Source organism: Gordonia sp. CPCC 206044, from assembly GCF_048537895.1.
Taxonomy (GTDB): domain Bacteria; phylum Actinomycetota; class Actinomycetes; order Mycobacteriales; family Mycobacteriaceae; genus Gordonia.
The window spans coordinates 1-920 of the sequence record NZ_JBCLVL010000039.1; the positions used below are offsets into that span (position 1 = coordinate 1).

The 920-nt window shown below is 63.7% G+C and carries 1 protein-coding gene; it reads right to left on the bottom strand.

The window, feature by feature from the left end; all coding sequences use genetic code 11:
• Positions 1-13: 13 nt before the first annotated feature.
• Positions 14-718: a cutinase family protein gene (locus AAFP35_RS26235; RefSeq protein WP_419224621.1), complete on the bottom strand. Its 705-nt coding sequence runs from the start codon at positions 716-718 to the stop codon at positions 14-16.
• Positions 719-920: the final 202 nt, after the last annotated feature.

The window sequence follows — 920 nt, forward strand, 5'->3', positions numbered from 1 at the left end:
CCATCACCCGAGGTCAGCCCCCGGAAATCCGGGGTTCCATACACACATTTTGGCCTTTAACCCCCGATTGGCCCACAGTCCCGGGGAGACCACCCAGCTTCTGGTCTTCGGCACCTTTGGTTTTGGCCTCGGCCGGAGTCATCGCCAGCATCTGCGAGATGTTGGCCACCAGTGGGTATTTCTTGCGGTCGAGGTTGCAGTACATGTCACCGGGTGACCCGCCTTTGCCGGTGTCGCAGATGGTGGCGACGCGACCGGCCAGTGCACCCATGCCGCCGGGGCGGTCGCCGCCCATCCCTACACCGGGGCTGGTGTTCGGTCCGACCAGTGCCTCACCGGTGGTGCCTCGGCCGGGGTCTGCCAGCAGGGCGACGCCGAGGATGCGGTCAGCGGTGATCGGTCCTCGGTTGTTGCCGATGTCGGAGGCGACGTCGCCGGCGATGTCGGCGCCCTGGCTGTAGCCGCCGAACACCACCTTCGTCGATGGATCGAGTCGTTGTAGAGCGGCTTTCAGCGCTTGCTTACCGGATTCCTTGGACTCGACATAGGTCTTGCCCTTGTTGAAGGCTGACGCCGAGTAGCCCGGGAAGATGATCGAGACCTGGCCACCAACAGCGGCTTTCACTCGGTCGGTCACTCCTTTGAGCATTCCAACGGGCACATTCGAATTCGCCGCCTCGCTGGTCTCCCCTGTGCCGGCCATCATCACGATCGCCACCGGTGCCGATGGTGCCGCACCTGCGGGGGCAGTCAATGCGGGCGATCCGACGATCACCAGCACAGCAACCAACGCTGACACCACACCCGTGACCCGTTGCCGGAAAACAACTCCCACCTGTTGCGCCTCTCACTGCCCGTGAGGTTGCCCCCGTTTCGTGGACATCCTGATGGCCAGTTTCGTGCTGGCAGGAGAGGATGGA